Below are 19,785 nucleotides of genomic sequence, written 5' to 3'. Positions count from 1 at the left end.
ACTAGGGCCGCCGCTGGTTCGGATCCAGCTGGTCGACGCGGGCTCTGGTGTCGAGCAGATCCTGGTTCCAGCTGTTGGCGCCATCGACAATGGTCGGCTTGATCAGCACCACCAGCTCGCGCTTCTGGTTGACGTTTTTATTGTTGCGAAACAGCGCGCCCAGCACAGGGATGCTGCCCGCGCCCGGCACTTGCGAATTGTCGCCGGTCGACGACTGCCGCATCAGCCCGCCGATGGCCACCACGCGTCCATCCTGGCCGCGCACCATCGAATCGATTTCCGAGGTCGACGACGCCGCCAGTGGCAAACTCAGACTGCCGGCCGTGCCGAGGTTGATGTCCTTGGTCACCTCCGTCACCTGGCTGACCGACGGGTGCACATGCAGCAGGATATTGCCCTTGTCGTCGATCTGCGGCGTCACGTCCAGCACCACGCCGGAAAAGAACGGCTGCAAGGTCACGCTCGGGGTCACGGTGCTGCCGGTGGTATTGCTGTTGGTGGTGCTGGTGACGCCGGTGACATAAAACTCGTCGGTGCCGATTTTCAGCACGGCTTTCTGGTTGTTCAGGGTGGCGATGCGCGGGCTGGACAGCACGTGCACGGTGCCCTGCGACTCGAGGAACGACAGCAGCGCGGCAAAATTGCTGGTCTGGAAAGCCAGTCCGAACAAGGAACCGGCCGCCTGGCGCGCATTGCCCAGGCTGAAACCGGTGCTGGCCGTGAGGCCATCGGCGCCAATCACCGGCGGTTGTCCGCCGCTGTAGGGCAAGGGCGCCAGCGTCGTGCCAGGCGAGACAAAGCCGGTCGACACGCGGTTGCTGTGCTTGCTGTTGAAGGACGCGAACGAGGCCCAGTTGATGCCGCTCTGAAAACTGTCGTTCAGCTCGACTTCGAGGATCTTCGCTTCCAGGATCACCTGGCGGTCGACCGACAATTGGGTCGCTTTCAGGTACAGGTCGACGTTGCGCAGTTCCTCCGGCATGGCGCGGATCACCAGCACGCCCGACTGCGGGCTGACAACGACGCTGCGCCCGCCGGCCTTGCCGCCCACAATCGCTTCGATCGACTCCTTGAGTTGCGGCCAGAAGTCGGTTTCCGAGGTGGTCAACAGGTCGGTGCTGTTTCTCTGGCTGCCGGACTGGCCGTTGGTCTGGTCGTTGTTGTTCTGGTTATTGTTCTGGTTGTTGTTCTGGTTATTGCTGTTCTGGCCGTTCTGGCCGCTGTTACTGTTCGCGTTCGAGACCGACGTCGAACTGACCCGCACGCTGGACGCGCCGCGCCGCGCAGTGTTCAGGTAATTCACCTGGAACATGCGGGTCTGCATCGTCAGCGGACGGATCGACACGCGCGTGCCATTGATCTGGTAATCGTAGCCATACATGTCGCGAATGGCGTCCAGCGTTTCGACCAGCGTCACGTCTTTCAGATTGGCCGTGATGGTGCCGCTGACGTCCGGGTGCACCAGCATGTTGTAGCGCGTGCCGGCCACGATCGACTGGAAGAACTGCTGCGCCGGCACCTGGCGGAACGCCACATTGAACCGTTCTTCCAGCGCCGGCCGGGCTTTGGGCAGATTATTGGCCAGCGCCCCGACCGGCGGCAGCAAGGCATTCGCGACCGCGTCGTCGAGCGGCGCGGCCGGCGTCGACGCGCGTGCGGCGCCGGCCATTTCCTTGCTGATCTCGTCGTAGGTGGAACGGGCGGTCGGCGTCTGGCAGCCTGCCACCAGGCTGAATATGGCAAGCAGGACGGGTGCAAGGGCGCGGCGATGGTTCGGCATGGTATTCCTCATTCTGGCTTGCCTGCATTTAAAGCAGGCGCGGCGTCGGGCGTTTGCAATTTCAGGATCTCCTGGCTGGCACCGCGCCGCAAGTGCACCTCGGCGCTGAGGATGGCGATGACGCGCGCGCCCGCGACCCGGTCACCGACCCGCACCGTTTCGCCATCGATGACGGCGACGCGGCGGCCGCCTGCGGCGCGCCCGATCAGGATCGATTGCAGGCGCGGGCCCTCGGCGCCCGCTGCGCCGGCGACCGGCTGCAGCAGTGCCGCCGGCGGGCGGGTCGGGTCCTGCAGGGCCTGGGCGCAGACGCCGGCGCCCGCCAGCGCCAGCAGCAGGAAGAATAGCTTCATAGTTTCAGCCATTTGCTGTCCAGGCTGAGTGTGTACAAGGTCAGCGTGACGTGGGCGCGCGGGTAGTCTTCCACCGTCAACTGCGCCGGCCCCCAGAACAGCTGGGTCGGCAGGTTTTCCAGCGCAGCCATGTAATCGATCATGTCGGAATAACTGCCGCGCACCGTCACCTGTACGCCGTGGCGGTACAGCAGACCTGCCATGGCCGTCGCGGCAGTTGGTGCAGACGCGCCAGCTTTGGCAGGATCGGCCCCGGCGGCACCGACCGCGGTCACCGGCAAGGTCGTCAGCGACACCAGTTGCAGGCGCGCGTTGGCGCGCAGGATGCTTTGCAGCAGCGGCGTCATCTGCTCGGGTGCGACCAGGCCTTTTTGCATGGCGGCCAGGCTGTCGCTGAGCGTGCGCGTTGCAAGGCGCGCTGCTGCGACGCGTTCCCGACTGGCCGCATCCGGGTCGCGCGCGAATGCCTCGAGCAAGGCGGTCAACTGGCTGTCGGCCCCGGCCATGGCGGCCTGCTGCGCGCCGATCTGGACGCGCAGGCGGGTTTGCTCCCGCTGCAGCGGCTCGAATGCATACAAATAAAACAGGTACAGCACCACGAAGGCACAGGCCGCGAACAGGCCGACGCGCTGGCGCGGGGTCAGCACGTCGATGCGGGCGGCCAGTTTCAGCCAGCGCTGCTTCATGATTTGACCTCCGCCGCGTTGGCCTGCAGCGAAAATTCAATGAACCGCTGCGTGGCCGCTGGCGCCGACACGCCCGGCGCACCGGCGGCCGGCGCAGCAGCGGGCTGGCTGATCTGCAGATCGCCGAACGCCTTCCCGCGCAACGCCGGCTCCCGGGTCAGGCGAGATATATAGGCTGGCACCAGCGTGGCGTCCAGCGCCCTGCCCTGCAGCGACATATCGGCGCCCAGCCCGATCCCGACCGCCGTCAGCCACAGGCCGTCCTGGTGCTGACGTCCAAGCGCGCGAAAATGTTCTGCGTAGCCATGCGTGTTGCCCAGGTCGCCGCCCTGGATGACGTGCGCCACCCGGCGCAGCGCTGCCAGCCGGGTTTCGGCATCGGCTGCTTCCGCTGTCAAGTCCGGGTTCGGCTTCCTCGGTGCAAATTCGGTCGTCGCGGCGAGCAGGCGCGCCTGTTTTTTGGTCGCCTGCAGGGTCAGTTCGGCGGCTTCCTGGCGCAGTTTTCCGACACTGTGTGAGGCTGCGCTGGCGATCGCCAGGGCGCCCAGCGCCAGCAAGCCGAGCGACTGCGCCATGGTGCGCGCCGCAAAAATTTTCTTCTGCTGAAGGAAGATCGGGTTGAACAGATTGATCTGCTGGCTCACAGCGCCTTCTCCTCGCGCCGCAGCGCCGCACCCAGCGCGATGAACAGTTGCTGCTGCAAGTCGGGCGCCGCCAGTTCCGGCACGGCGGCGATATCGAAGACATCGGCCAGGTCGAAGCGCGCCACCGGCGTGTACAGGTTGCTCGACAGGTATTCTTCCAGGCCCGTCACCGGCGACGGCGCCAGCAGCAGGCGCGCGACGCTAATGAAGTGGAACTGGCGGTCGAAGTGGTCCAGCGAGCGCTGCAGTTCGAGCGTGATCTTTTCAAAGCGCTGGTGCTTGCGCTCGTGTTCTGGGTCGAGCAATTGTTCGAGCGTGACATCGATGCGACGCGACAGATACAACTCGCCCTGGAAGGAGACCGTCAGCAAGCCGCCGTCCGCGTCGAACGACAGCATGGCCAGGCCGCGTCCGGCCGTCTCCAGCAAGGCCGCGATATTGCGCTGTGCCATCTCCGGGATATCGATGGCCAGCAGCTGAATTTTGGCCAGCGCAAACTGTTTCTGGCGTTGCTCGATGACGCTGTTGCGCGCGGCGATCGCGAACATCGCGTGCGGGTGCACGGCCGCGGTTTTGTCGACGGGGATGTCGAGCACGTCGATGCTGGCGTCGTCAATATGAAAATCGAGCATGTCCTTCAGGCGCCAGCGCACGGCGGTGCGCAATTCGTCGGGCGGCACATTCGGGGCATCGACGCTGAGCATCTGGTAATGCCCGCCCGACAACACGGTGCTGACCTGGTAGCGGCTGGCGTGCAAAGCGCGACCGGCTTTTTCCAGGCCCGCGCCCTGCGCGCCACCTTCAATGATGGCCGCCAGTTGCACCACCGGCCGGGCGTTCTCGGGACGCGCGACACTGGCCGCCGCCAGACGTTCCCCCTTGGGTATCAGCGCCAGCCAGCCATCGGTTTTCCGGGTTTTTTTGAACAAGCGCATGCGACGCATAAAAGAGTATTAACGAGAAGGTGAGGAATCCACGCTAGCTGTTTGATTATATTCAAGTCCTGGACAAAATCGATGCCAAGTTTGCACAGAGGCAACAAAAGTCGGCAAACTTTGTTGAAGTGTCGCATTTCTATGTGGTAATTATCACAACGCCTTAACCGACTGTTAGTAGACCTCGCGTAAATAGATGAAATTACTCTTGTAGGCGCCAAAAACGGCCTGGGCCTGGGTGCTGGGCAGCCACGCTGGCGCGCCGGTCATATTGAACGTGGCGCTGCCGGTTTTGCCGGCGCCGGGGGCCGCGATGAAGAATTTGGCGACGCCGGCCGCGAACACGGTGTCGCGCGCCGTCATCGACAAGCCGCTGTAGCACGCGCCCGCTACCAGCAGATTGCGCTTGCAGTTGGAAAACGCAATCGTGGTCGGCGTGGCGCTGTTGTCGGCCGGGTTGGTGGTCCAGGCGCCGCCGTTCGCGCCCGGCAGCCAGAACTGCGCTGTCATCGTCACGGGCAGGCGCAGCAGTTCGGAACCGGAGACGGTCGACAGCAGCAGGCGGCCGTTCAGGATGGTGATGCCAGCTTCCAGCGTGGTGTCGGCCTGCTTCGAGGTAATGAGCAGCCCGTTCGGGGTGTCTTGCGCCGTGGCGCGCAGAAAAATGGCGGTCGGGCCGGTCCACGCGGTGTTGGCAGCCAGGCTGCGATCGAACGGCCTGAGCAGCGCATACGCCGCGGCGCTATGGAGCTGCGCATTGGTGCTGCCGGGAGGCAGGGCCGGGATCGTGGCCGCCGTCAGGCCGGACGGCCCGCCCGCCGGATTCTGGACGCTGCCGGCAGCGCTGTCGTATGCCGCCAGGGTGATCACGTCGCCGAACACGCCGCGAAAATTCTTGACTTCCTTGCTGCTTGCGTCGACCGGCATCACGGCCACGTCGAAAGCCTGGGTGGCATACGCAGCGCCCGGCGGGGCCGTCGGACAGGCCGCGAACACGTCCGTGCATTTGGCGAAAACGGGCGTGACCGTGGTCTTGAACGCGAACGGCACGAAGCGCCCTGCTTGCTGGACCGCGTCCGTCACATCGTCAACGCCGAAATAACCGCCGTCGACGCTGGCCGTCACCACGATCACGCCCACCTCGTTAAACGCCGCCGTGCCGCTGAAGGCGCCGCCAGAGCCGGTGTTCATGCCGGTCGTGACCAGGTCGGGAACATTGCCCATGGCGGCGGCCATGGCCTTTTCGTCGGCGCTGCCGCTGGCCGATGGCGTGGCCGGCACCAGGGCGATGCTGGCGTCGCCATTGCCGAAGTTGGGCGCCTGGACGTTATTGTTCATCAAGGCAATGACTTTCACGGGGAAGGACACGCCTGCCGCCCGCAACACGGCCGAGGTCGACGACACCGTGGCCGCAGTCTTGTTATCGATCGTCATTTGCAGCGAGACGGGACGGAAGATGATCGACGGGCTGGTCGAAATCGCCCCCGCCAGCTCCTTGACGGAAAGGAGCACCTTGCCCACGTCGGCATAATACAAGGTGATTTTCGACGACGGCGCATTGGCCGCGAATACCAGCGAAATCGCGCCGCTGAAGGCCGTCGTGAGTGCGGTGGGCGCGCTGGGGCCGTCGGCGCACAAAGGCAAGGCAGTGCCGTTGATGGTCGGCCTGACCCCGGCGTTTTGCAGCGGTAGCACGCATGTCATGGCAAAGTACACTGGCACCGTGGACGACGCGGTGGTACTGCGCGCCACCGGCACGCCACCCGACAGGGTGGTCAGATAGCGGTCCTGCGCAAGCGCGGCCGGCAGGCGCGTGTCGGCCGCCAGCACGCCGCACTGGCCGCTGGTGCCGAACACCACATTTGGTTTACAGGCGCTGTCGGTGAAGACATAGGTATACGCCCCTTTTGTGACCGTGGTGGTATCGGACGCCGTGTTGTTGCTGGTGTAGTAATCGTAGTCGACACCCGACACCGTGGCCCGGTTGGTGATGCTGCCCTCGGCCGTCGGCAAGACATTGAGCGTTAGATCCGGCAGCGCGGTGTTCGGCGTGAACAAGCCATCTATCTTGCAGGTGACCACCTGGCCCGACGCCGAACAGCTCCAGCCGCGCACTGCGGAAAACGACAGGTAACTCACGCCTGCGGGCAGCGTATTGACCACCGTCACCGGGCCATTCTCCGTGGCCGTGCCGCTGTTGTAGAACGACAGCGTGTAGCTGCCGGCCACGCCGCTGGTAAAGGCGCCGTTTCGCGTCATCGTGATGGCGATGTCGACGGCCGGCACGCTCGGCAAGGCAATCAGCTGGGCCGACAGCAAGGCCATGTCGATGCCGGACGTATACAGCGTGGTGGCGCTGGTCTGGCCGGCGGCAATGATGGGCGCGCTGACGGTGTAGGCATCGAAGTCGATCCCATACGAGGCGGAATTACCGTTGATATTGCTTTTTGAGTTGAACTGGTTGCCGGAGGGGTTCAGCGTGTCGGTCAGTTTGGTGCCGTTCAAGGCGATGTCTTCACCGGTCTGGCCGGCCGTGCCATCGCCTTCGAAGGTGATGTGGCCAATCCGGCCGGTCATGGCCGCCGTCAATGGCGACGGGATGCGCAGGTTGCTGATGGTGGTCGTCAGGCTGCTGTTCTGGTAGTACTGGAAGCCTTCGTACAGGTTCAGCACCCGGTATGGCTGGCCGCTGTCGGAATACACCACCAGCAAGGACATCGCCGACAGCACGCCCTGGACGGCGCAGTACGGCGCGCCGCTATTCACCACCAGGCCATAGAACTGGTAATTGCCGTTGCGCCGTGCCTGCACCTGCGCGGTGACGTCGACCGCGCCGCTGAAAAAATCGTAGCCCACCGACTGCGAGGTGTAACTGCGCGCCGGCGTGGACGTGACATCGCCCGACTCGAAGCCGACCGTGTAGTCGGGCGTGCTGCCGGAACCGGCCCAGTACAGCTGTGCGGTCAGGATGGTGGCCGTCGTCGGGATGCCGGCCAGCGATACCGACAGCGCGGTATTTGCGCCGTACAGCGAGCAGACATTGGTACTGCTGTTGCGAAAGCTGACAACGGTGCCGGTGAAATTGACATTGCCGGCCCAGCTTTTGAACAAGGTCAGCGGCATGTCGGCATGCGCGCCGCCAGCAACCAGCAATAGCAACAGCCACACCAGGCGGCGCATCACAACTGCACCTCGATGACACGCTCGACATAGTCCAGGTTGGCGGCGGGCGCCGGGCAGGCGCCGCCGGATGGCTGGTTGCAGGCGGTGGCGGTCAGCCTGCGCACGCTGGTGCCAGCGTCGCCGCCGGGACCGGCAACCGTCTCGCACACCACCGTCACCGTGTACATGCCGAGCATGCTCGCCGCCGGCAGCGCGAAACTGTTGGTGACGTCACATGCGCCAGCACTGCGTTGACGGAACAGGCCCCATTCGATGCCCGCCCGCGCCGCCTGGTAGGCGCGCGCGCCCTGCACGTCGAGCTGACTGGCGGCCTGCTGTGACGAGAACACCGTGACCATCGCCGCCGCCAGGCCAGCAATGACGACCAGCAGGAAGATGGCAGTGACGAGGCCGACGCCGGTTTGCCGTTGCAAGGAGCGCATCATGGCGTGCTCATGGCGTATTATCCACGTGCACCTGGTGCACCAGGCGGATCGAAGACACGGCGGCGGCACCGTCCACGCTGCGCGCCGCCAGCGCCAGCGTGATATTCACCAGCGCCGAGCGCTGGGCCGCCGTGTCGAGGGTAAAAATGCCGGCGCAGTTGTTGACGCGCCGGCTCAAGGGCGCCACCGAGCCGGCGCCGACCGGTGGATTGACCTGGCCGACATTGATGCCGTAGCCGGCGTAACGCGTCAGCACCAGCGCATTGTCGCTCGCGCGCGCGCAGGCATACGTGACCGGTCCGCTGACGATCTGGTAGCGGTGGTCCGGCGACGGCATCGAAGGTGACTGCGCGGCGAAGGGATTGTTGACCAGTTCCAGCACGGGACGGATGGCGTTTCTGGGGAGCGCAGTCCGGACGCGCGCAATATTCCGGTCGGCCGTCGCCAGACCCCAGGCATCGGCCGGCGTCATGCCCTCTCCCAGGTTGTTGACGACGAAAAAGTCGGTCGTTGCAATCGGCTCGGACAGCGTGCCGAGCAGTGTCACGTTCGTCCTGGTGCTGTCGCCGAAATCGAGGATGGGAAAGGTGCTGGCCAGCTGGTCTTCCAGCGCCAGGTAGCGCCCGCCGGTCTTGGTCAGCAGGAATTCGATGGCGCTGCCGTCGCTGGTCACGCGCAGGCTGTTCGGCAGCGCCATGCGCAGTTCGCGCGCCATCCGGCGCAGGGCCAGATCGGCCTCGTCGCTCACTTCCGCGCGCGCCACGCTGTCGGCGTAATTCTGCACCGGCAGGCGAATAAAGACGGCGACAATGGCGCCGATGATGCCGATGATGGCAATCACGATGACGGCTTCGACCAGCGTGAAGCCCCGCTGCACGCTGCGCATCAGATGGCGGGCGCGTAACGCGCGCGGTAGCCGTCCAGCACCAGCGACTGGTTATCGTAAAACACCGTGATGCGGATGCGCAGCATGTCGGTGTCGGCAGACGCGCCGCCAGCGCCAACCTGGAAACCGGTCGGCCCCACGGCTTCCGGCGTGATCGCCACGGTGGCGCTGTAGCCGGTGACGGCCAGCGCGCGCCCGTTGGCGTCGGCCAGCGCGCCGCCCACGTTGAAGGCGGCCACGGCCGTGCCAGCGGCGCTGACGTAATCGTTGACGTTGTCGTAGGGACGCGGGCCTACCGGCTCTGGCGCCACCTGGCCCCAGTTTTCCGGAATGGTGCAATTGCCGCTGGCGTCAACATCGCCGCTGGGGTCGCACTGGGTAAAACGCGCCAGTTGCACTTCTTCCAGCAAACCCTCGGCAATCATCAGCGCCTGCTTGGTGCGCACCGGGTCGGCGCTGCTGCTGGTGGTGACGTTCATGACGCCCAGGATGGCCGTCAGCGCGATACCGATGATCATGATGAACAGGATCAGTTCGATCAGCGTCACCCCGCGCTGGCGCCTAGTAAACATAGCCGGTCTCCGTCACGACGTTGACCTGCGTGGTATTGCCGTCGCCGCTGATGTTCACTGTCAGGTTCAGGAAGGCGCCGGCGTTGCAGGCAGTCGTGCTGCCACTGACCGGCAGTCCCGGCTGGCCGAGGGCGTTGAAGCAGAGCGTGCTGGTGGCCGATGGGCTGACGGCATACGACATCGTCGCCGGCGGCGCTACGCAATACCAGCTGCTCGGCGCGCACACCGTCGCCCCGCCATTGCTGCCGGGCGCTGGCACGCGGCTTGCGGCCGGGCATGGCGCCGTGCTGGCAAAGCACAGCGCGATGGTGCTGCCGTTCATCTGGGCGTAGACGGCGCGGTGCTGGGCGATGGCCAGTTTCTGGCCGAAGCGCAGTGCGGCGCGGGTTTGTTCGGCAAAGGCCGCGCTGTCGAAACCGCGCCGGTCGAAATAGCGCACGGCGCCAATGGCGCCGAGAATGCCGACAATGATCAGAACAACCACCAGCTCGACCAGCGTAAAACCGCGCTGCCGGACGTGAAAGTGGCCGGCGACGATATTCGATGCACGAAACTCGAGGCCGGCCACAGCGTATGTAAGACGCAGGTCTTTAGCAGGAGGTGGTGATGCTGGTAATCGCTGGCGCGGCCACGGTGCCGGCCGCTGGCTGGGCGTAGGAAGCGTAGCAGCTGACCGACGCTGCGGAATCAGCAATGCCAATCGGAATAAAAACCAGCTGGCCAGCGGCATTGCCTGGAGACGTGGTACTGGCGGCAGTCAGGGCTGGGCCAAGAATTTTGTAGTCGACGGCCTGCAAGCCCGCGGTGGCAGTGAAGACCGAGTCAGCTGCAGGATAGCCATTGCCAGCAACAACGGTTACCGTGACGCCTTCCACGGTGACAGTCGTACCTTTGCTGCCATCGACGATCCAGCGCCCTTTGATCATCGACGAGCTGCTCGACAGCGCGCCGCGCACCGCAGTCACGCTGGCGGCGCGGGCATCGCCGCCGAAGCTGACGAATTTCGGCAGCGCGGTGGCAGCCAGGATGCCCAGAATGACAATGACAACGATCAGCTCGATCAGGGTGAAACCAGCTTGCGCGACGCGTTTAATGCTTTTCATCAGTGTATCTCCAGGTGCGGATGGGGGGATGGGGCGAGATTGCCGCGCATCAGAATGGGCGGGGTGATTCATTGCCATTTGTGCATGCTGCGGGGGCGATTCGGCGGAAATCTTGTTCCCTTTACCATCCCACGAGCATTCTTAATTGCCACTAAGAAATAATAGCACAGCCAAATTTTTCCGCAATTTAAGATCATTGCTGAGTTGTATTGACGCCACAATGTCCTGGACAGAATGACAAGTACCAAGCAAGCCTGGCAGTGCCAGGCTGTCTACGCTTTGTGCATGGCCACCTTGCCCAGGTCCCACATCGGCAGGAAGATGCCGAGCGCCAGCACCAGCACCATCGCGCCCAGGAAGGAAATCAGGATCGGCTCGATTTGCGCCGACAGTGTTTTCAGTTCGTAATCGACCTCGCGCTCGTACATCTGCGCGATTTCATCCATCAATTCTTCCAGCGACCCGGTCTCCTCGCCCACCGCGATCATCTGCAGCACGATGGGGGTGAACACCCCGGCCGCCGTCGAGGTCCGCAAAATGGTTTCACCGCGCTCCACGCCGTCGCGCATCTGCTCGATGCGGGCCGCCAGGTAGGCGTTGTCGACCGTCTGCGACACCACGGTTAGAGCCTGCACGATCGGCACCCCGCTCTTCATCGACAAGGCGAAGCTGCGCGCGAAACGGGCCATGGTGCCCTTCAGGATGATCTTGCCGGCAATCGGGATGCGCAGCTTGTGGCGGTCCCAGGTGTACAGGCCGTCTGGCGTGGCGGTCCAGGCGCGAAAGCCGAACAAGCCGGCCACGGCCAGACCCAGCAACAAGCCCCAGTATTTCACCGTGAAACTGGAGGTGCCGATCAGGATGCGCGTCATCAGCGGCAACTCGGCGCCGAACTTGGCGAACACCGTCACGAACTGGGGAATGACGAACACATTGATGATGGCGATCGCGACGATCATCGCCAGCACAACGAACATCGGATAGCGCAGCGCGCTTTTGACGCGCCCGCGCATGTCGCGGTCGAATTCCAGGTGGTCATACAGGCGCAGGAAAACTTCTTCCAGGCGCCCCGTCATCTCGCCGACGCGGATCATCGACAGGTAAAAATTCGAAAAGCATTCCGGGTGGCGGCGCATGGCCGCGGACAGTTCCCGACCCGAGTCAAGCGATTCCCTTAAATCCTTGATGACCCGGCCAAAGCTTTTGGAAATTGCCGACTCCTGCAAGCCGGCCAGCCCGCGCATGATCGGCACGCCGGACTTGATGAGCGTGTACATCTGGCGGCTGAACAACTGCACGTCGATCGGCGTGACCTTCTTTTCGCTAAACTTTTCCCAGGTGCTCTGTTCGCCCGAGGCGGCCGAGACCGCACGGCTGGTGGCGCGAATGTCGACCGGTGTCACGCCGGTGCCAAACAGCTGGTCGGCAACGGCGCCGGCGTCGGCGCCTTCCAGCACACCTTGCATCAGCTCGCCGCGGCTGTTGCGGCCTTTATAGGCAAAAAACGGCACCTCAATCCTCCAGCTGGTTACTGATGCGCATCGCCTCGAGCACCGTCGTACGGCCCTGCACGGCCAGTTGCACGGCGTGGCGGCGCAAGGTTTCGCCGGCCATCTGCGCCTGCGCCACCTTCAGGAAGTGGGCCGGGTCGGGATGGTTCACGGCATCGGTCACGGCGCGTGTCATTTCCAGCAATTCGTAGACACCGGTTCGGCCGCGAAAACCGGTACCGTTGCAGTGCGAGCACCCCTTGCCATAGAAAAACGGTGTGCTCGCCGCCAGTTCTCCCAGCTCGGCGCGTAGCCAGGCCCGCTCCTTGGGTTCGAGCTGGGCCGGCGCGGTGCAACTTTCACAGATCACGCGCACCAGGCGCTGGGCCAGCACCGCCTGCAGCGAGCCGCCCACCATGTAACGCGGCACGCCCATATCCATCAGCCGCAGCGGGGTGCTGGCGGCGTCGTTGGTGTGCAAGGTCGACAGCACCAGGTGACCCGTCATGGCGGCGCGCAGGCCAATTTGCGCCGTTTCCTGGTCGCGCATCTCGCCGACCAGCACAATGTCCGGGTCCTGGCGCAGCGCCGAGCGCAGCACGCGGGCAAAGTTCAGTTCGATCTTGTCGTTGACCTGCACCTGGTTGATGCCGGGCAACCGGTACTCGACCGGGTCCTCGACCGTGATGAGTTTTTTCTCGACCGAGTTCAGTTCCGCCAGCGCGCTGTACAAGGTCGTGGTCTTGCCGCTCCCGGTCGGGCCGGTCACCAGCACCAGGCCGTTCGGGCGCGCGACGATGGCGCGAAATTTTTCCACCAGCGCGCGCGGCATGCCGATCGCATCCAGCCGCAAGCTCATGCCGCCCTGGTTCAGCAGGCGCATCACGACCGATTCGCCATACTGGGTCGGCATGGTCGAGATGCGCACGTCGATGCGCTGCTGGCGCACCTTGACTGCAAAGCGGCCATCCTGCGGCAGGCGTTTTTCTGAAATATCCAGGTCGGCCATCAGTTTCAGGCGCAGCGCCAGCGGGGTGGCGATCTTGATGTCGGCTTCGGTCTGAAGGTGCAACACGCCGTCGATGCGAAAGCGGATTTGCAGGCGGGCATCCTGCGGCTCGATGTGGATGTCGGATGCGCGCACCTGGGTCGCATCGTCGAACACCGATTGCAGCAGCTTGACGATGGGCGCCTCTTCCAGCCCCGGGTTGGCGGCCAGCATGCCGAAATCGATGGAGCTGTCGCCCAAATCCTGCTCGACCTCGCGCGCGAAGCCGGTGATGTCGCCAGTGCGGCGGTACAGACGGTCGATCACCGCCAGCACTTCGGTTTCATTGACCACGGCCAGTTCGATGTCGCGCTTCACCAGGCGCGCGATTTCGTCATAGGCGAACAGGTCGGTCGGGTCGGAAATGCCGATCAGAAGACTGCCGCGCCGCTCTTCCAGCGCCAGGGCGCGGAAGCGGCGCGCCTGGGTTTCCGGCAGCAGCCGCACGATCTCTGGATGAATATTGAAGAACTTCAGATTAATATAGGGAATGTCGAGCTGGCGCGCCAGCGCGCCGGAAATCTGCTCTTCGGTGACAAACCCGTTTTCGATGAAGACGCGCCCGAGTTTGCGCCCGGTGCGTTTCTGGTCGGCCAGCGCAATCCCCAATTGCTCTTCCGACAGCAGCTTTTGCTGGACCAGGATTTCACCGAGCCGGACTTTTTCTGGGCGTGCCATGTTCTTCCTCTGACCAAATCATTTCTTTGGGGCATTGTATGCCAGATCGCTGGCGTATTTACCCCAAGGTATTATTTCCGCGCTATCTGTACGATGCGCGCCACGTTCGACCACTTTTTATGCAAATAACGATGCCTGAACTGACAACAAAAACCAGCGTGCAGCGCCGCCGCATCGTCCTGATGCGCCATGGCAGCGTGACGTATTTCGATGCGGCGGGTAAGCCAGTACTGCCCGAGCAAGTGCCCCTGAATGCCGAGGGGCGCGACCAGGCCGATGCGGCGGGGCGCTCCTTCGCGGCGGAGGGTGTCATATTTGACAAGGTGATCGTCTCGGGTTTGCCGCGCACCGTTGAAACCGCGGCGCGGGTGCTCGCCGCGGCGGGGCTTGCACATGCCGTCGAGACCTGGCCGGAATTGCAGGAAATTCGCGGTGGACGGCTGGCCGATATTCCACCCGACCAGTTGCGCGCTGCCTTTACCGGCGTCTTTTCCGGTTCGGTCGGGGAAGACACCCGTTTTCTGGGTGGCGAGTCGGTTGGCGAATTGCTCGACCGCGTGCATCCGGCCATCGCGCGCCTGCGCGCGGACCCGGACTGGGATTGCGCCCTGCTGGTGCTGCACGGTGGCGTCAACTGCGCGATCCTGTCGCTGGCCATGACCGGGCAGCGCATGTTTTTGGGCGGGCTGGCCCAGGCGCCCGGCTGCATCAATGCGATCGACGTGGGCGCAAACCAGGGCGACTGGGTGGTGCGCTACGTGAACTACGCGCCCCCTGCCCCCTTGCAGGCGCGGGTGCGCAGCACGACCATGGAAGACCTGATTCAACAATATAAAAAAACAAAATAGCACGACCGTGTTTTACCGCTAGAATAGTAAAACAATAAACCGCTCAGCGGAATCCAGGAACAACCAGGAGACAAGATGTTTGAAGAGATGATCGGGACCAAGCCCGTATCGGATCGGCAAAAGTTCGACGTTACCGCACTCGCCGCTTACCTGGAACAACACGTGCCCGGCTATCCCGGCGGCGTGCCCACCGTGGAACAATTCAAGGGCGGCCAGTCAAATCCCACCTTCCGCCTGACCGTCGCGAACCAGCGCTATGTGCTGCGCACCAAGCCGGGGCCGGCCGCCAAATTGCTGCCATCGGCCCACGCCATCGAGCGCGAATACCGCGTTATGGCCGCCTTGCACGCGGCCGGCTTTCCGGTGCCGCGCCAGTACGCCCTATGCACCGACGAAGCCGTCATCGGGCGCGCGTTTTTCGTCATGGAATGCATCGAAGGCCGGGTGCTGTGGGACCAGTCGCTGCCCGGCATGACGCCGGAACAACGCGCCGCCATCTACGCCGAACAGAATCGCGTCATTGGGCAATTGCACACCATCGATTACGCGGCCATCGGCCTGGCCGACTTCGGCAAGCCCGGCAATTATTTTGCGCGCCAGATCGAACGCTGGACGCGCCAGTACCAGGCCTCCGCCACCGAATCGATTCCCGAGATGGACCAGCTGATCGCCTGGCTGCCGCAGCATATTCCGCCCGGCGACGACACGTCCATCGTGCACGGCGACTTCCGGCTCGACAATATGATCTTTCACCCCACCGAGCCGCGCATCCTGGCCGTGCTCGACTGGGAATTGTCGACGCTGGGCCACCCGCTGGCCGATTTCTCGTATCACTGCATGAGCTGGAACATCGTCCCGGGCAAGTTCCGCGGCATTGCCGGCCTCGACCTGAAAGCGCTGGGCATTCCGTCGCAGGAAGAATACGTGGCCGCCTACTGCGCCCGCACCGGTAAAACCATCCGGCCGGAAGATTTCAATTTTTATCTCGCCTACAACATGTTCCGGCTGGCGGGCATCATGCAGGGCATCATGAAACGTTATGTTGACGGCACCGCCGCCAGTGCGCAAGCCCTGGAAAACGGCAAGGCCGCCCGCCCCATGGCCGAGCTGGCATGGCACTTCGCAACGCGCACCTAATTAACCCAAGGACGCCAGATGAATTTCGATTATTCCGAGCGCTGCACCGAACTGCAGGCGCGCCTGCTCGCCTTCATGGATGAACACGTTTATCCGAACGAAACCGCCTTCCAGGCCGAGGTCAACCGGAATGGTGTGGAACGCGGCAACCGCTGGATTCCGACCGAACTGGTCGAGCGCCTGAAACCGCTGGCGCAGGCGCAGGGCCTGTGGAATTTGTTCCTGCCCCAGTCCACGCGCGCGCCCGAGGGCTTGTCCAACCTGGACTATGCTCCGCTGTGTGAAATCATGGGCAAGGTGTGGTGGGCGCCGGAAGTATTCAATTGTTCCGCGCCCGATACCGGCAACATGGAAACGCTGGAGCGCTACGCCAGCGGAGACATCAAACAGGCCTGGCTGGAACCCTTGCTGCGCGGCGAAATCCGCTCGGCGTTTGCGATGACCGAGCCGGATGTGGCGTCGTCGGATGCGACCAATATCGCCACCCGGATCGAGCGTGACGGCGACGATTACGTCATCAACGGCCACAAGTGGTGGATCTCCGGCGCCGGCGACCCGCGCTGCAAAATTTTCATCGTCATGGGCAAGACCGACCCGGAGGCGGCGCGCCACCAGCAGCAGTCGATGATCGTGGTGCCGGCGGACACGCCGGGCATCACCATCAAGCGACCCTTGCCCGTGTTCGGTTATGACGACGCGCCGCACGGCCATTGCGAAATTCTGTTCGAGAACGTGCGAGTGCCGGCAGCGAATTTATTGCTGGGCGAAGGCCGCGGCTTCGAAATCGCCCAGGGCCGGCTGGGACCGGGCCGCATTCACCACTGCATGCGCGCCATCGGCGTGGCCGAGCGCGCGCTGGAACTGATGTGCCGGCGCCTGAACAGCCGGGTCGCGTTCGGGCGCAAGATTTCCGAACAAGGGGTGTGGCGCGAACGCATTGCCGAGTCGCGCATCCGGATCGACACGGCACGGCTGCTGACGCTGAAAACGGCGGCGCTGATGGATACGGTCGGCAACAAGCATGCAAAAGCCGAGATCGCGATGATCAAGGTGCTGGCGCCGAATGTCACGCAGCAGGTGCTGGATTGGGCAATCCAGGCCTACGGCGCGGCCGGCGTGTCGGACGATTTCCCGCTGGCGAACCAGTGGGCGGGCAACCGCACCTTGCGGCTGGCCGACGGGCCGGACGAGGTGCACCGGAATGCGATTGCAAAGATCGAACTGGCGCGTTATTTGTAGCAGCGCGCCGCGCAGTGCCGTCGGGCAGGCACTTGAACAACATGATGCCGATGCCTGTATAAACCGGGGTCAGGGCTGTCTCCCGAGGCCTCTCGTGCGACTGGGACAGCAGCGGCGCGGGCAGCCCGTCAACCCGGCACTTGCGTGTCCGGGATATCAGCAAGAATACCGAGCAGCTTGCCGATGTCGAGGGGCTTGGTGAGGTGATGATCAAATCCCGCTTCGTGGGACTTGCGGATATCTTCTGGTTGTCCATATCCCGTCAGGGCAATCAGGGTGAAGTTTCCCAGAGAGACATTGGCGCGCAGGGTGCGTGCGACCGTGTACCCGTCCATGCCCGGCAAACCAATATCCAGCAGAACGATGCTTGGCAGCTCCTGATCGATAAACGATATCGCTTCTTGCCCATCAAAAGCGACCGATACCTCGTTGCCGAACACGCGCAGCAACTCGGCCACCATGGTTGCGGCATCCTGGTTGTCGTCAACCACCAAAATTTTTCGGCGAGCAGAGATGGCGGGAGGCGAATGCGGCGTTGACGGTTGCGCAGAAACTGCATGTACCACCGGAAGACGAATACGGAATTCGCTGCCTGTGCCAGGCCCGTCGCTATGGACGGCAACCGTGCCACTGTGCTGTTCGACCAGTCGGTGGACGACCGTGAGACCGACACCCAACCCTCCTTCCGAGCGAGCCAGTGTGCGCTCGGACTGCGTGAAGATGTCGAAAACACGGGGTAACAAGGTCAGCGGGATTCCCATGCCATTGTCCCGGACGCAAATTTCGACAGCGTCGTCGATCCTCCTGCTGGCCAGATGAATCGTGCCGCCAGGCGGCGTGTATTTCGCCGCATTGTTTAATAGATTGCCGATCACCTGTATCAGTCGGTGCAGATCGCCGTTGACCTGCAGGTTCGCCGCTGCCAGGTCGGTGAAAAGGGCGTGGCGCTTTTCCCGCAGCATTGGCTCAACCAATTCCAGTGCCCTGTGGATGACCAGAGAAATATCGAGCACTTCACGATGTAAATTGATTTTCCCGCTGGCGATGCGGGACATATCCAGCAGCTCGTCCACCAACCGCGTCAGGTGCTCGACCTGCCGCGTCAGTACACCGCCAGCACGTTGCAGCATCGCGTCGCTTGCGTTTGGTATGCGCTGCAATTCGAGGGCGGTTTTAATGGCCGACATCGGATTTCGGAGCTCGTGACCGAGCATGGCCAGGAATTCGTCCTTGCGGCGGTGCTCCTCTTCCAGTTCAACCTTCCGGGCTCTGACTTGTTGCTCAAGTCGCCAACGTTCGGTGATATCGTGAAACACAAGCACGACGCCGATGAGTGTTCCCTCTGCGTCGCGAATCGGTGCGCCCGAATCGTCGATATGCAGTTCAGAGTTGTCTTTCCGAATCAGGATGGTATGGTTCGCCAGCCCGACAATGCACCCCTCCGCAAGGACTCTTCGCACCGGACTCTCAACCTTAGTGCGCGTTACCTCATTGACAATACGGAATACGTTTTCAATGGGCTGACCAAGTGCATCTGCGCGGTTCCAGCCGGTCTGAGATTCGGCAACGGGGTTCAGGAAGCTGATGACGCCATGGACATCGGTGACGATCACGCCATCGCCGATACCCGCGAGCGTGACCCTGAACCACTCGCGCTGCTGTATCAATTCGAGTTCAGCGCGCCGCCGCAGATCGATTTCATGCGCAAGTTTCTCGATCTGCCGGTTCATGGCCAAAAAACGACTTTCAGCCGCGTGCTTGGGAATGAGCCGCAATAGCACGCAGCACGATGTCGCCTGTCCAGCCAAAGCGAATCGCGCGCCTTGCGCACGCACGGGAAGCGCTGCACCGCCAGGCAAGCGAAAGGTCAGCGTTGCGGGCATGAGTGCTGTAACTCGACGGCAATTGCGCAGATAGACGTCCAGCTGTTGCGGCGGCTCCATGCAAAGCGCTGCCAGGGCGGTCTGTCCCAGTGCAATATTCAGCGCGCCAAACTGCCGGATAGCAGCGGAATTGGCCGCCTGAATGAACCCGTCCATGTCGACCAACAGCATCGCTTCTGGCAAGAGGTTAGCCCAAGCATCGAATTGCGAACGCGCCTGCATCGAAGCAGACTCAGCCGGAAAAATATTCCCGCCCGTGCGCTGGGTGCGCATCCGCTTGCGGCTTCAGATACACGACGACGCGGCATTCCGGTGCGCCTTCAGCGATGGTCTGTTCCAGCGCGACTTTGGCATAACCCGTATTTTCTGCTGCGATGGTACCGAAGACATTCGATGTCATCATGCACATCGACGGCCGCCCGATCACTTTTTCGGCGAACGGGCAGACGCGATTGCCGAATACGATCTTTTCATCGGTTTGCTCCAGAATAAAGAAATCACCCTGGATCCTTCGTTTCAGATCCACCAACACTTCCGCCACTTGCTGCTTCGAGAGCTGTTCAACGCCGAGGGCCGAACGGTAACTGAGGTTGATCTGGTCGCCAATGCGCTGACCAACCGTACTGACAAATCCTGACGCTTCTTCCAGCCCCACGACATCCTCTAACGTCCCGGCAAGCTCACGTATGAGCGTCCTGAGAAATAAATCGCGATCGAGTTGTACAGGCAGCAGGTGGATTGGTACGGTTTTCGTTTGCATGGTGTGGCCTTCCCTATTTAACGGTTCATAGGTCCCGTTATGACCATCGTCTTCAAGAGCAGGAAAGTCAACCAGGATTTGTTGCGCCGACGCGATGGGCAGTTGATTATCACACAGAACGGTGCGTTATTTCGA

Annotated in this window: 18 protein-coding genes; 3 read left to right on the top strand and 15 right to left on the bottom strand. The window is 62.9% G+C overall.

Annotation, left to right across the window (positions count from 1 at the left end):
* Window position 1: 1 nt before the first annotated feature.
* The 13 genes from mshL to V6M87_RS17430 all read right to left on the bottom strand — a co-directional run bounded on the left by mshL (window position 2) and on the right by V6M87_RS17430 (window position 13,783).
* Window positions 2–1,780, bottom strand: a complete 1,779-nt coding sequence (gene mshL / locus V6M87_RS17490; protein ID WP_332877930.1) for a pilus (MSHA type) biogenesis protein MshL — start codon at window positions 1,778–1,780, stop codon at window positions 2–4.
* Window positions 1,781–1,788: 8 nt separating this feature from the next.
* Window positions 1,789–2,133: a hypothetical protein gene (locus tag V6M87_RS17485; protein ID WP_332877929.1), complete on the bottom strand. Its 345-nt coding sequence runs from the start codon at window positions 2,131–2,133 to the stop codon at window positions 1,789–1,791.
* Window positions 2,130–2,819, bottom strand: a complete 690-nt coding sequence (locus V6M87_RS17480) for a hypothetical protein (protein WP_332877928.1) — start codon at window positions 2,817–2,819, stop codon at window positions 2,130–2,132. The genes V6M87_RS17485 and V6M87_RS17480 overlap by 4 nt, the downstream gene beginning before the upstream one ends.
* On the bottom strand, window positions 2,816–3,463 hold the full coding sequence (locus V6M87_RS17475) for a hypothetical protein (RefSeq protein WP_332877927.1): 648 nt from the start codon (window positions 3,461–3,463) through the stop codon (window positions 2,816–2,818). The genes V6M87_RS17480 and V6M87_RS17475 overlap by 4 nt, the downstream gene beginning before the upstream one ends.
* Window positions 3,460–4,398 carry a type IV pilus biogenesis protein PilM gene (gene pilM, locus V6M87_RS17470; protein ID WP_332877926.1) on the bottom strand — a complete coding sequence of 313 codons (939 nt, stop codon included), beginning with the start codon at window positions 4,396–4,398 and terminating at the stop codon, window positions 3,460–3,462. Before pilM ends, V6M87_RS17475 begins: the two co-directional genes overlap by 4 nt.
* 174 nt (window positions 4,399–4,572) lie before the next feature.
* Window positions 4,573–7,578, bottom strand: coding sequence for a DUF11 domain-containing protein (locus V6M87_RS17465; RefSeq protein WP_332877985.1), 3,006 nt, complete (start codon window positions 7,576–7,578; stop codon window positions 4,573–4,575).
* On the bottom strand, window positions 7,578–8,006 hold the full coding sequence (locus V6M87_RS17460; RefSeq protein WP_332877925.1) for an agglutinin biogenesis protein MshP: 429 nt from the start codon (window positions 8,004–8,006) through the stop codon (window positions 7,578–7,580). Before V6M87_RS17460 ends, V6M87_RS17465 begins: the two co-directional genes overlap by 1 nt.
* A 7-nt stretch (window positions 8,007–8,013) precedes the next feature.
* Window positions 8,014–8,892, bottom strand: coding sequence for a prepilin-type N-terminal cleavage/methylation domain-containing protein (locus tag V6M87_RS17455; RefSeq protein WP_332877924.1), 879 nt, complete (start codon window positions 8,890–8,892; stop codon window positions 8,014–8,016).
* Window positions 8,892–9,464 (bottom strand): type II secretion system protein, encoded by a 573-nt coding sequence (locus V6M87_RS17450; protein ID WP_332877923.1) that lies wholly within the window; start codon window positions 9,462–9,464, stop codon window positions 8,892–8,894. Before V6M87_RS17450 ends, V6M87_RS17455 begins: the two co-directional genes overlap by 1 nt.
* Entirely contained in the window at window positions 9,454–10,032 is a 579-nt protein-coding gene (locus tag V6M87_RS17445) for a prepilin-type N-terminal cleavage/methylation domain-containing protein (protein ID WP_332877922.1), read from the bottom strand. Before V6M87_RS17445 ends, V6M87_RS17450 begins: the two co-directional genes overlap by 11 nt.
* Before the next feature lie 22 nt (window positions 10,033–10,054).
* Complete coding sequence (locus V6M87_RS17440; protein ID WP_332877921.1) at window positions 10,055–10,567, bottom strand: type II secretion system protein; 513 nt, start codon at window positions 10,565–10,567, stop codon at window positions 10,055–10,057.
* Between the two features lie 272 nt (window positions 10,568–10,839).
* The gene (locus tag V6M87_RS17435; RefSeq protein ID WP_332877920.1) at window positions 10,840–12,078 is read right to left on the bottom strand and encodes a type II secretion system F family protein; all 1,239 of its coding nucleotides are present in this window, start codon (window positions 12,076–12,078) and stop codon (window positions 10,840–10,842) included.
* 1 nt (window position 12,079) lies between these two features.
* Window positions 12,080–13,783 carry a GspE/PulE family protein gene (locus V6M87_RS17430; protein WP_332877919.1) on the bottom strand — a complete coding sequence of 568 codons (1,704 nt, stop codon included), beginning with the start codon at window positions 13,781–13,783 and terminating at the stop codon, window positions 12,080–12,082.
* Between the two features lie 131 nt (window positions 13,784–13,914).
* On the opposite strand from V6M87_RS17430, the gene V6M87_RS17425 reads away from it, so the two are divergent.
* From V6M87_RS17425 to V6M87_RS17415, 3 genes are all read left to right on the top strand, one after another.
* Entirely contained in the window at window positions 13,915–14,631 is a 717-nt protein-coding gene (locus V6M87_RS17425; protein WP_332877918.1) for a histidine phosphatase family protein, read from the top strand.
* Between the two features lie 75 nt (window positions 14,632–14,706).
* Window positions 14,707–15,768, top strand: coding sequence for a phosphotransferase (locus V6M87_RS17420; RefSeq protein WP_332877917.1), 1,062 nt, complete (start codon window positions 14,707–14,709; stop codon window positions 15,766–15,768).
* 18 nt (window positions 15,769–15,786) lie between these two features.
* A complete protein-coding gene (locus V6M87_RS17415; protein WP_332877916.1) occupies window positions 15,787–17,007 on the top strand; it encodes an acyl-CoA dehydrogenase family protein in 1,221 nt (406 codons plus the stop codon).
* A gap of 128 nt (window positions 17,008–17,135) precedes the next feature.
* Here V6M87_RS17415 and V6M87_RS17410 read toward each other — a convergent pair whose 3' ends face one another.
* Together V6M87_RS17410 and V6M87_RS17405 are read right to left on the bottom strand one after the other, a co-directional pair.
* Complete coding sequence (locus V6M87_RS17410) at window positions 17,136–19,163, bottom strand: PAS domain-containing hybrid sensor histidine kinase/response regulator (RefSeq protein ID WP_332877915.1); 2,028 nt, start codon at window positions 19,161–19,163, stop codon at window positions 17,136–17,138.
* A complete protein-coding gene (locus V6M87_RS17405) occupies window positions 19,123–19,650 on the bottom strand; it encodes a methanogen output domain 1-containing protein (protein ID WP_332877914.1) in 528 nt (175 codons plus the stop codon). The genes V6M87_RS17410 and V6M87_RS17405 overlap by 41 nt, the downstream gene beginning before the upstream one ends.
* Window positions 19,651–19,785: the final 135 nt, after the last annotated feature.

Source organism: Massilia sp. S19_KUP03_FR1, from assembly GCF_036688685.1.
GTDB lineage: Bacteria > Pseudomonadota > Gammaproteobacteria > Burkholderiales > Burkholderiaceae_D > JALYUM01.
Note: the sequence above shows the minus strand (reverse complement) of the source record. Positions and strands in the feature narration are given on the sequence as shown.

Bases quoted from the DNA above. Each gene is read 5' to 3' on its own strand.
- V6M87_RS17455 (WP_332877924.1), bottom strand. From the start codon at position 8,892: ATGCGCAGCGTGCAGCGGGGCTTCACGCTGGTCGAAGCCGTCATCGTG.
- V6M87_RS17425 (WP_332877918.1), top strand. From the start codon at position 13,915: ATGCCTGAACTGACAACAAAAACCAGCGTGCAGCGCCGCCGCATCGTC.
- V6M87_RS17410 (WP_332877915.1), bottom strand. From the start codon at position 19,163: ATGCGCACCCAGCGCACGGGCGGGAATATTTTTCCGGCTGAGTCTGCT.
- V6M87_RS17430 (WP_332877919.1), bottom strand. From the start codon at position 13,783: ATGGCACGCCCAGAAAAAGTCCGGCTCGGTGAAATCCTGGTCCAGCAA.
- V6M87_RS17465 (WP_332877985.1), bottom strand. From the start codon at position 7,578: ATGCGCCGCCTGGTGTGGCTGTTGCTATTGCTGGTTGCTGGCGGCGCG.
- V6M87_RS17420 (WP_332877917.1), top strand. From the start codon at position 14,707: ATGTTTGAAGAGATGATCGGGACCAAGCCCGTATCGGATCGGCAAAAG.
- V6M87_RS17405 (WP_332877914.1), bottom strand. From the start codon at position 19,650: ATGCAAACGAAAACCGTACCAATCCACCTGCTGCCTGTACAACTCGAT.
- V6M87_RS17460 (WP_332877925.1), bottom strand. From the start codon at position 8,006: ATGATGCGCTCCTTGCAACGGCAAACCGGCGTCGGCCTCGTCACTGCC.
- V6M87_RS17485 (WP_332877929.1), bottom strand. From the start codon at position 2,133: ATGAAGCTATTCTTCCTGCTGCTGGCGCTGGCGGGCGCCGGCGTCTGC.
- V6M87_RS17440 (WP_332877921.1), bottom strand. From the start codon at position 10,567: ATGAAAAGCATTAAACGCGTCGCGCAAGCTGGTTTCACCCTGATCGAG.
- pilM (WP_332877926.1), bottom strand. From the start codon at position 4,398: ATGCGCTTGTTCAAAAAAACCCGGAAAACCGATGGCTGGCTGGCGCTG.
- V6M87_RS17480 (WP_332877928.1), bottom strand. From the start codon at position 2,819: ATGAAGCAGCGCTGGCTGAAACTGGCCGCCCGCATCGACGTGCTGACC.
- V6M87_RS17415 (WP_332877916.1), top strand. From the start codon at position 15,787: ATGAATTTCGATTATTCCGAGCGCTGCACCGAACTGCAGGCGCGCCTG.
- mshL (WP_332877930.1), bottom strand. From the start codon at position 1,780: ATGCCGAACCATCGCCGCGCCCTTGCACCCGTCCTGCTTGCCATATTC.
- V6M87_RS17450 (WP_332877923.1), bottom strand. From the start codon at position 9,464: ATGTTTACTAGGCGCCAGCGCGGGGTGACGCTGATCGAACTGATCCTG.